Genomic DNA, 2,624 nt, shown 5'->3' with positions numbered 1-2,624 from the left:
CGACGGGCGGTGCAAGTCGTTCTCCTCGACGGCGGACGGCGCGGCGTGGGCCGAGGGCGTGGGGGTGCTGGCCCTGGAGCGGCTGTCGGACGCCCGGCGCAACGGCCGCCGGATCCTGGCGGTCGTGCGCGGGTCGGCCGTCAACCAGGACGGCGCGAGCAACGGGCTGACCGCCCCGAACGGCCCGTCGCAGGAGCGCGTGGTGGCGCAGGCGCTGGCCGACGCCCGCCTGGACACCGGTGACGTGGACGCCGTGGAGGCGCACGGCACGGGCACCCGGCTCGGCGACCCCATCGAGGCCCAGGCCCTGCTCGCCACGTACGGGCGCAACCGGCCCGCCGGCCGTCCCCTGTGGCTCGGCTCGGTGAAGTCGAACATCGGCCACACCCAGGCCGCCGCCGGCGTCGCCGGCGTGATCAAGATGGTCAAGGCGCTGGAGCACCGGACGCTGCCGCCGACCCTGCACGTCGAGGAGCCCACGCCGCACGTCGACTGGTCGGCGGGTGGGGTCCGGTTGCTCACGGAGCCGGTGGAGCTGCCGGGGGACCGGCCGCTCCGGGTGGCGGTGTCCGGCTTCGGGGTCAGCGGGACGAACGCGCATGTGATCTTGGAGGGGGTCCCGGCTCCCGTGGTGCCGGATGCGACCGATGCCGCGGATGGCCGGCTCGTGTGGGTGGTGTCGGCGAAGTCCGAGGCGTCGTTGCGCGCTCAGGCGGGCCGGTTGCGTTCGTACGCGGAGGGCGCCGAGCCGGGTGATCTGGTGGCGGCCGGGCGGGTGCTCGCGAGGCGGCCGGAGTTCGCCCATCGCGCGGTGGTGGTGGCCGAGGACCGCGAGGAGCTGGTCGCCGCCCTGGCGGCGCTGGCGGACGGCCTGCCGCACCCGGCGGCGGTCAGCGGGCTGGCGGCCTCCGACGCGCGGCCGGTGTTCGTGTTCCCCGGGCAGGGCTCGCAGTGGGCCGGGATGGCCGTCGACCTGCTCGACCACAGCGAGGTCTTCCGTACTCATTTGCGGCGGTGCGATCAGGCCCTCGCGCGCTACACCGGCTGGTCGGCCGAGGGAGTGCTGCGCGGCCGGGAGGGCGCGCCGGGCCTGGAAGGCTCCGACGTCATCCAGCCGGTGCTGTTCGCGGTCATGGTGTCGCTGGCGGAGCTGTGGAAGTCCCTCGGGGTGAACCCGGCGGCGGTGGTGGGTCACTCGCAGGGAGAGATCACCGCCGCGTGCGTCGCGGGGGCGCTGACCCTGGAGGACGCCGCGATGGTCGTGGCCCTGCGCGGCCAGGCGCTGGTGAAGCTCGGCGGGACCGGCGGCATGCTGGCGGTGTCACTGCCGGCCGTACGGGCGTGGGAGCTGCTGGAGCCGTGGTCGGACCGGCTCTGGGTGGCGGTCCACAGCGGCCCTGCCAGCACGGTGGTGGCCGGCGACGTCGACGCGCTGGAGGAGTTCGCCGCCGCCTGCGGCGACACCGTGCGGACCCGCCGGATCGCGGTGGACTACGCCTCGCACACGCCGCACATCGAGGCGCTCCGCGAGGAGCTGATGGCGACGCTGGACAGGGTGACCCCGAAGCCCACCGAGGTCGCCTTCTGCTCCTCACTGGCCGGCGGGTTCATCGAGCCCGAGGAACTCACCACCGGCTACTGGTACGACAACCTGCGCAACCCGGTGCGGTTCGAGCAGGCCGTCGGGGCCTTCGCGACGTACGGCAGCCCGCTGTTCGTTGAGGTGAGCCCGCATCCGGTGCTGGGATCCGACGTCGAGGACATCTGCGAGGCCGCGGGGATCGCCGCCGGTGTCTGCGGGTCGCTCCGCCGTGGTTCCGGTGACTGGGGCCGCTTCCTCGCCGCCCTGGCACGGGCGTACGTCCTCGGGGCCGAGGTCGACTGGACGGCCGCGCTCGCGCCCGCCCCGTACCGGCACGTGGACCTGCCCACCTACGCCTTCGAGCGGCACAGGTACTGGCTCGACTCCGTCGATCGCGACGGCCGGGTGACCGGGGCCGGGATCGGTGGCTCGGGGCACCCGCTGCTCACCGCCGTCGTGCCGGTGGCCGACGACGGCTTCCTGCTCACCGGGCGGCTGTCCCTGGCGGACGCGCCCTGGCTCGCCGACCACTCCGTCAGCGGCGCCGTCCTGCTTCCCGGCGCGGCCCTCGCCGAGCTGGCCCTGGAGGGCGGGGCCATCGCGGGCTGCGAGTACCTCGAAGAGCTGGTCCTCGAAGCCCCGCTCTTCCTCCCGAAGACCGGCGCCGTGAGCATCCAGATCACCATCAGCCGGCCGGACGGCGGGGAGCGCCGCGATCTGGCCGTGTTCTCACGATCCGGTGACGCCGATGGCGCCTGGGTCCGCCACGCGTCGGCCGTGGTGGCCGTGGACGCGGTCGGCGTGGCCGGCGCGTGTGACTGGGCGGGGGTGTGGCCGCCTGCGGGGGCGTCGGTGGTGGCGCTCGACGGCGGGTACGAGCGGCTGGCTGATCTTGGTTATGAGTACGGTCCGGTGTTCCAGGGTGTGCGTGGGGTGTGGCGCCGGGGCGGGGAGCTGTTCGCCGAGGTCTCGGTGGACGACGAGGTGGAGGTGGCGGGGTTCGGGCTGCATCCGGCGCTGCTGGACGCGATGTTCCACCCCT

The 2,624-nt window shown here is 74.5% G+C and carries 1 protein-coding gene; it reads left to right on the top strand.

From position 1 onward, the window contains the following. Positions 1–2,624 (top strand): type I polyketide synthase (locus tag AB0B89_RS35910; protein ID WP_358562107.1); only part of this gene is annotated, 2,624 nt, incomplete at both ends.

This window comes from Sphaerisporangium sp. NPDC049002 (assembly GCF_040649355.1).
In the GTDB taxonomy this organism is placed as follows: Bacteria; Actinomycetota; Actinomycetes; order Streptosporangiales; family Streptosporangiaceae; genus Sphaerisporangium.
Note: the sequence above shows the minus strand (reverse complement) of the source record. Positions and strands in the feature narration are given on the sequence as shown.